Below are 7,248 nucleotides of genomic sequence, written 5' to 3' on the forward strand. Positions count from 1 at the left end.
ATGCTCCGCAACGCCGTCAAACTCCCTGCTCCAGCCGGCCGATCTTCCCTCGGATTCGCTCCACTTCCTCGTCCTTGGTGGCCGCCTTCAGCGCGTCGCGGTAGGTTCGCAGCGCCTTGTCCGTCTCGCCGACCTTGAGATACGCGTCGCCGAGGTGCTCGATGATGATGGGGTCGTCCGGCACCAAGCTCACCGCCCTCTCGAGCTGCTCGATGGCTCTCCGGTAGTGCCCCTTCTGGTAGTACACCCACCCCAGGCTGTCGATGTAGTAGCCGTCGTTGGGAGCGATCTCCAGCGCCCGGACGATCAGCTCCTCCGCACGGTCGAGCTCCACACCCAACTCGGCGTAGGTGTAACCCAGATAGTTCAGCGCGGACGCGTTGTCCGGGTTGAGCTCGACGGCCTTCCGCATGTACTCGATGGTCTTGTCCTTGTCCTTGCTCTCGTCGTACAGAGCCCCCAGCGAGAAGTAGACGCGATCGTTCTCGGGGTCCAGTTCCACCACCTGGTGCATGACCTCGATGGCGTTCGGGTAGTCCTTGGCCTTGCGGTATATCTCGGCCAGAAAACGCAGCAACTCCCTGCGTCGCCGGTCGTCCTCCTCCATCGCCTCCCGGATGACGGCCGCCGCCTCGGAGTACCGCTCCTGTCCCTGGTAGACCGACGCGAGCTGGACCTGCGCATCGACGAAGTACTCGCTGTCCCGGGGGATGCGCCGAAAGTGCGCCGCGGCGCCTTCCCGGTCTTCCAGCCGGGCCAACGTCAGGCCCAGGAAAAACCGAATGCGCTGGTCATCCGGCCGTTCCGCCAAGGCGAGCCGAAACTCCGTGACCGCGGCCTGCAGGCTGCCCAGCTCGTAGTAGACGAGTCCCACCTTCATCCGGGCCGACCCGGGCGAGGCCTCTCGATCTCCGCGGCGGTCGAACTCGGCCCGTGCCCCGGCGAGGTCCTCGCCGCCGGCGCGCAGGGTTTCGATGCGTTTGCCCGCCCACTCGTCCCGTGAATCGGCTTTCAGGAGCTTCTCGTAGGTCTTGAGAGCTTCCTCACGGCGACCGCGGAGCTCTTGCACGAGCGCCAGTTCCGCCAGCACGGGCGCGGAGGAAGGGTGCAGCTTGAGGGCGGCGGCATAACTCTCCTCCGCGAGCGACAGCTCGCCGGAGTTCGCCAAGGTGCGGCCGAGGTAGTAGGGGCCCAACGGCGATGAAGGATTGCGCTTCTTGTAGCGCTCCAGGTGCTCGCGCGCCTGCTCGTGGTCGCCCCGGGCCAGATGGATCGCACCCAGGTAGAGGAGCGACTGCGAATCCTCGGGGTCCAGCTCCAGCAGCTTCCGGTATTCCCGGATCGCTTCGTCCACCCGGCCGGTGGCGCCGTAGAGTCCGGCCAACAGGCGGCGGTTCTCCGGCTCCCGGTCATTCAGCCGCACCGCGGCTTCCGCCTCGCGCAGGGCGTCGTCGATCTCACCGAGGACGAGATGCGACCCGGCCAGGCGCGCGCGCACCAAGGCGCTGTCGGGGTCATGCTCCCGTACCGCCCTGTAATGCTCGTGCGCCCCCCGGAAGTCGCCCTCGAGCGCGTCCATGCGGGCGCGCATGTAGCGGTACATTGCCTGAGCTTCCGCCGGTACGGCGACCTTGACGTCGTCCGCAAAGGGACCGGCCGGTCCTTGCGCGACTTCATCCACGGGAAGACAGGCCGTGACAAGCAGGCTCAACAGGATTCCCCAGCGGAGTTGCCACATGGTATTTCTTGAGAATGGACCCGTATCCGCCGGTACGCATCGGAGCGAGCCCGTGACGAGAAACGCCAGCAGTTTCACAATGTTACTTGCAACCAGCCACCGGCGCAGGCGGGCCCCAAGGTTGGGGACTAGCTATCACAGGCGGCGTGACCGGTCAACGCGCCGCGCTCGCGGGCTCGTATTCGGGACGGGCATCACGGCGGCGGGAGGTTCCCATGGAACGTGACGCGGCGGTTGACTCCATTCGCAACGACAACACCTCCGGCTCCCAGACCATCACCCGGCACGCGGCGGCGCTGGCGGTGGAGCGCGTCGACGAAGCTTGCCGGCAGCAAGCCGCGGCGCCCCGCGGCACCGCGGGCTCCGGCGAAATCGCGGCGCTGCTGCTGGAGTTGGGAAACGCGCTGATCGATGCCCATCCGGCGATGGCGCCCCTGTACAATCTCTTCGGCGCCTTGCTGGAATGCGTGCAGGACGGCGACACAGGCGGTGCCGGCACCGCGGGCCGCGACGATATCCCCGGTAGAGTGCGGCGAGCCGCGGCCGCTTTCGTCGAACGCATGGACGCGCACAACCGGGCCATCGGGCGCCGCTTCGGCGCGATCGTCGAGCCGGGTACGGCGATCTTCACCCATTCAGCGAGCTCCACCGTTCGCGCCGCCTTGCTGAGTTGCCGGGATGCCGGACGCCGCTTCACGGTCCACTGCACCGAGTCGCGCCCCGTGGGCGAAGGCAGCGCCCTGGCCCGGGAGCTGGCCGGGCGCGGCATCGCGGCGACCCTTTCCACCGACAGCCTCGCGTTCGCACTGCTGCGGCGGAGCGAACGCGCCATGCTGGTGGTCGGGGCGGACGCCGTCACTCCCCACGGCGTCGTCAACAAGGCCGGCACCCTCGGGCTGGCCGCGGCGGCCGGGAGTTGGGGCGTCCCGTTCTACGTGCTGGCGGGGAGCGAGAAGTTCCTGCCGTCCGCGTCTCCCGACCGTCACCTGCGGGAACGGCCGCCCGAGGAGATCCTGGCCGAGATCCCAGAGGGACTGCGGGTAGTCAACCGCTACTTCGACCTCACGCCCCTGGATTGCGTCACCGCGATCATCACCGAGGAGGGACGGCTGACGGCAGAGGGAGCCATTCGCAAGCTCGCGCAGTGCCGCGTGCATCCCGGCCTGACGGAGGGGAATTCGAACCTTGCGCCTCCGCCTTCTTGTTGACATACAACAAAACAGGAGTCCGTGGCGGGCATTGAAGGAGCTGCATGGTGGCCGAATCATTGGAGGCATTGAGGGCGGAGATCCGGGAACTGACCGCGCGGGTGGAGGAGCACAGCTACCGGTACCACGTCCTCGATGCGCCGGTCGTCACCGATTCCGAATACGATGAAATGTTCCGGCGGCTGAGCCGGCTGGAGCAGGAGCACCCGGAGCTGGCGTTGCCCAACTCCCCCACCGCCAAGGTGGGCGGGCCGCCGGTGGAACGGTTCGCCACGGTGCGGCACACGCTGCCCATGCTGTCGCTGGACAACGTCACCAACCCGGACGAGCTGGCGGATTTCGAGCAGCGCATTCAGCGTTTCCTCAAGACCACCGATCCCCTGGAATACGTCGTGGAGCCCAAGATCGACGGCATCGGGGTCGAGTTGGTGTACGAGGACGGCGTCCTCACGGTGGCGTCCACCCGGGGCGACGGCACCGACGGCGAGGACATCACGCAGAACGTGCGCACGATCCGCTCGGTGGCGCTTTCGCTGAGACGGGACGGTGCGCCCGCGCCGCGGCTCCTGGCGGTGCGCGGCGAGGTGTTCTACCCCACCGAAGGCTTCCGGCGCCTCAACCAGCAACGCGAGGAGGCCGGCGAGTACGTGTTCGCCAATCCGCGCAACGCCGCCGCGGGCGCCCTCAAGCAACTGGACTCCAAGATTACCGCGAGCCGGCCGCTGGACCTGTTCTGCCACGGCATGGGCGCGGTGGAGCCGGCGTCGTTCGCCAGCCAGGCGGACTTTCTCGGAATGCTGCGGGACTGGGGGCTCAAGCCCGTGCCGCTCACGCGCGTGTGCCGCGGCGTGGACGAGATCGTCGCCTACCAGGAGGAAATGGAAGGGCGGCGCGACGAGCTGCCCTACGAGATCGACGGCGTGGTGTTGAAGGTCAACAGCCTGGAATTGCAGCGGCGCCTGGGGCAGATCGCCCGCTCGCCGCGCTGGGCCATGGCCTACAAGTTCAAGCCGCGCCAGTCCACCACGCGCATCCTCGACATCCATCCCCAAGTAGGGCGCACGGGGACTCTCACGCCGGTGGCGCATCTCGAACCGGTGCAGTTGGCTGGGGTCACCGTGCGGAACGCGTCGCTGCACAACATGGACGAGATCGAGCGCAAGGACATCAGGATCGGCGACACCATCGTCATCGAGCGGGCGGGCGACGTGATCCCGTACGTCGTGCGCGTGGTGGAGGAGGCGAGGGACGGCGGCGAGCGGGTGTTCGAGATGCCGGCGCGATGCCCGCGCTGCGGCTCCCAGGTCTATCGCGAGGAAGGCGAGGCGGCGTACCGTTGCGTGGGGTTGTCGTGTCCCGCCAAGCTGAAGGAGAGCCTCAAGTTCTTCGGTTCGCGCAACGCCCTGGACATCGAGGGGCTCGGGGAGAAGCTCATCGATCAGTTGGTGGAGAAGGAACTGGTGGCGGACAGCGCGGACCTTTACGGCCTGGACGAGGAGACGCTGGCGTCGCTGGAGCGCATGGGGGCCAAGTCGGCGCAGAACTTGATCCGCGAGTTGGGGCGCAGCAAGGACACCTCTCTTGCCCGTTTCGTCACGGCCTTGGGGATCCGCCACGTGGGGGAGGCCACGGCCAAGGTGCTGGCGGAGCACTTCGGCAGCCTGGACGGGATCATGGGGGCGGAGGAGGAGGCGTTGACGGAGGTGCGGGACGTGGGGCCGGAGGTGGCCAAGAGCATCGCCGGCTTTTTCGCGGAACCGGCGAACCGGAGGGTCATCGACAAGCTGCTGGAGGCGGGGTTCCGGCTCAAGGCGGAGGCTCCGGCGGAGGGGGCGCTTACGGGGCTGAGCTTCGTGCTTACGGGGAGCCTGGCGACCATGTCGCGGAGCGAGGCGCAGAAGTCCATCGTTGCGTTGGGCGGGCGTGTGTCGGGGAGCGTTAGTGGGAAGACGGACTACGTGGTGGTGGGGGTGGATCCGGGGTCCAAGGCTGCGAAGGCGGAGGAGTTGGGGGTTCGGGTGCTTGATGAGGATGGGTTGAGGGAGATGCTGGAGGGGGGTGGTTGAGGGGGGTGGTTGAGGGGGGTGCGTGTCCGGACGGGATGGGAGGTGAGGCACACGGGTTTTTTAGGGGGGTGCCACAATAATAAAGGGGGCTGTACAACCAAACCCGGGGGGGGGCTCCTTCGCCGGAGCTCCCCGCTCCCTTTTTGCCCCCCCCCCGGGGGGGGGTTGGGGCGCGCGCCCCCCCCCCCCCGGCCCACCCCCCCCCCCCCCCCCCCCCCCCCCCCCCCCCCCGCGTGTCCGGACGGGATGGGAGGTCAGGCCCCGGGATGATGGAGGGCGGACCCAACATCATCCCGGGGCCTGACCTCCCATCCCTGGCGTGGCGCGTCACGAAAGTGCTCCTGAATCGGGCTCTTGAATCCGCGAGGCCGATTGGGGCATCGGCTGGGCAGGATGCGCGCAGTACAGGCTATGTCAAAACCCCATCTGAGAGAGGCAACAACCCCCTGAAACGTCATTCCCGCGGAAGCGGGAATCCAGGGGTGGGGAGGGGGCGAAACGGGCGGGTCGGAACATGCTTTACGTGGTTGCAACGCCGATCGGGAATCTTGAGGACATTACGCTGCGGGCGTTGCGGGTGTTGCGGGAGGTGGACTTGATCGCGGCGGAGGATACGCGGCATACGCGCAAGCTGCTGAGCCGTTACGATATCGCGACGCCGGTGACGAGCTACCACGAGGGGAATGAGCGGACCAAGGCGGGGGTGCTGGCGCGGCGGCTGGAGGCGGGCGAGGACATCGCGCTGGTGTCGGACGCGGGTACGCCCACCATTTCGGACCCGGGCTATCACCTGATACGGGCGGCGGCGGAAATGGGGGTGGGGGTGACACCGGTGCCGGGGGTGTCGGCGGCCACGGCGGCTTTGAGCGTGTGCGGACTGGCGACGGACCGGTTCGTGTTCCAGGGGTTTTTGCCCGCGCGTCAGGGCCGGAGGCAGGAGGTGTTGCGACAGCTTGGGGAGGATGACCGTACCTTGGTGCTGTACGAGGCGCCGCACCGGATACGGGAGGCGTTGCGCGACATGTACGATGTCTTGGGCGACCGGGCGGCGATGGTGGGCCGGGAACTCACAAAGGTGCATGAGGAGCTGTTGCGCGGGACGCTGTCGGAGCTTGCGGAAAGGTTCGATGACGCGGATGTGAAGGGGGAGTTCGTGGTCGTGATCGCGGGGCGGAGCGAGCGGCCGCCGGTGAGCGAGGAGGTGTTGCGGGCGGAAATCGGCAGGTTGCTCGAAGCGGGAGGATCGGCCAATGAAGTCGCGAAGCTCGTGGCCCGGACCTTCTCGCTGGCCAAGCGCGACGTCTACAAGCGGGTGTTGGAGGTCGCCAAGCGGCTCCCTCAGTAGTACTTGGTCTCCAGGTCCACGTCTCCCCAGTTCTCCGCTCCCATCATCATCGCCCAGCGGGCGTAGAATTGACGCAGGCGCTTGCCGCCGCCGAAGGCGCCGGATTTTTCCTCGTGGCCGAGGTGGGCCTGGATGTTCTGGGGGTAGCGGCGGGCGATGACGCCGCGGGCGGTGCCGGTGCACTGTTCCCAGTTGTTCATGTCGTCCTGCTCGAGGTTGCCGCTGGGGCCGAAGGTCTGGGTGAGGTGGCGGCGCATGGCGGTCTTGATCTCGGGGGGCGCGTCTTTGTCGACGACGCAGTAGGACCAGATCTCGGTCTTCCCGGGGCCCCGGGGGTGCCACACGCGGATCATGTGGCGGATGAAGTTGGGGGAGACGTTGGGGAAGACGGTGGTGACGAGGCCGGCCTGCCGGGCGAGGTCGGGGCCGATGCGCTGCACGGCTTCGTCGAAGTGGTCGAGGAGGTAGTCGCGGATGATGCCTCCGGCGACCCGCGTGAAGCCGATGTCGCCGGCATAGGGTCGGGGTTCTTCATTGGTGCGCGGGTAGGACAACTCGTCCACCGGGACCTCGCGCACGGAGACGTGGGTGACGGTGTGGTGGCCGTCGTCGCCGAAGAAGTTGTCGGCGGCGTACTTCCAGTTGGCGTTCATGACCCACTTGTGCACGCCGCCGATGATCTCGGTGCCGCCGGCGCGGCGGTCGAACATGACGCCCAGCTCCTGCTCCTGGCCGCCGAGGTAGTCCAACAGCGGCGGCGCCTTGGGGTCGAAGGTGGCGAAGATCAGACCCTTGTGGACGTCGAGTTGAGCCACTTCCACCAAGCCCCACTGCTTCATGTCCAGCTCGTTGCTGTAGATCTCCTTCATGCCCGGCACGCCGATGAGCTTG

At 67.5% G+C, this 7,248-nt stretch carries 5 protein-coding genes; 3 read left to right on the forward strand and 2 right to left on the reverse strand.

All coding sequences use genetic code 11. The features are described 5' to 3' along the window. Positions 1-16: 16 nt before the first annotated feature. Positions 17-1,738 carry a tetratricopeptide repeat protein gene (locus tag OXU42_16135; protein MDE0030917.1) on the reverse strand — a complete coding sequence of 574 codons (1,722 nt, stop codon included), beginning with the start codon at positions 1,736-1,738 and terminating at the stop codon, positions 17-19. 215 nt (positions 1,739-1,953) lie between these two features. On the opposite strand from OXU42_16135, the gene OXU42_16140 reads away from it, so the two are divergent. From OXU42_16140 to rsmI, 3 genes are all read left to right on the forward strand, one after another. Next, a complete protein-coding gene (locus OXU42_16140; protein ID MDE0030918.1) occupies positions 1,954-2,946 on the forward strand; it encodes a hypothetical protein in 993 nt (330 codons plus the stop codon). A 44-nt stretch (positions 2,947-2,990) separates the two neighbouring features. Further along, entirely contained in the window at positions 2,991-5,012 is a 2,022-nt protein-coding gene (ligA, locus tag OXU42_16145) for an NAD-dependent DNA ligase LigA (protein ID MDE0030919.1), read from the forward strand. 514 nt (positions 5,013-5,526) lie between these two features. Then, positions 5,527-6,357, forward strand: a complete 831-nt coding sequence (gene rsmI / locus OXU42_16150) for a 16S rRNA (cytidine(1402)-2'-O)-methyltransferase (protein MDE0030920.1) — start codon at positions 5,527-5,529, stop codon at positions 6,355-6,357. On the opposite strand, the gene OXU42_16155 is transcribed toward rsmI, so the two are convergent. Continuing rightward, the coding region (locus OXU42_16155; GenBank protein MDE0030921.1) for an aromatic ring-hydroxylating dioxygenase subunit alpha at positions 6,351-7,248 on the reverse strand (898 nt) is incomplete at its 5' end. The two genes, rsmI and OXU42_16155, sit on opposite strands and share 7 nt — an antisense overlap.

The sequence above is a fragment of the Deltaproteobacteria bacterium genome (genome assembly GCA_028818775.1).
Taxonomy (GTDB): Bacteria; Desulfobacterota; Binatia; order UBA9968; family JAJDTQ01; genus JAJDTQ01.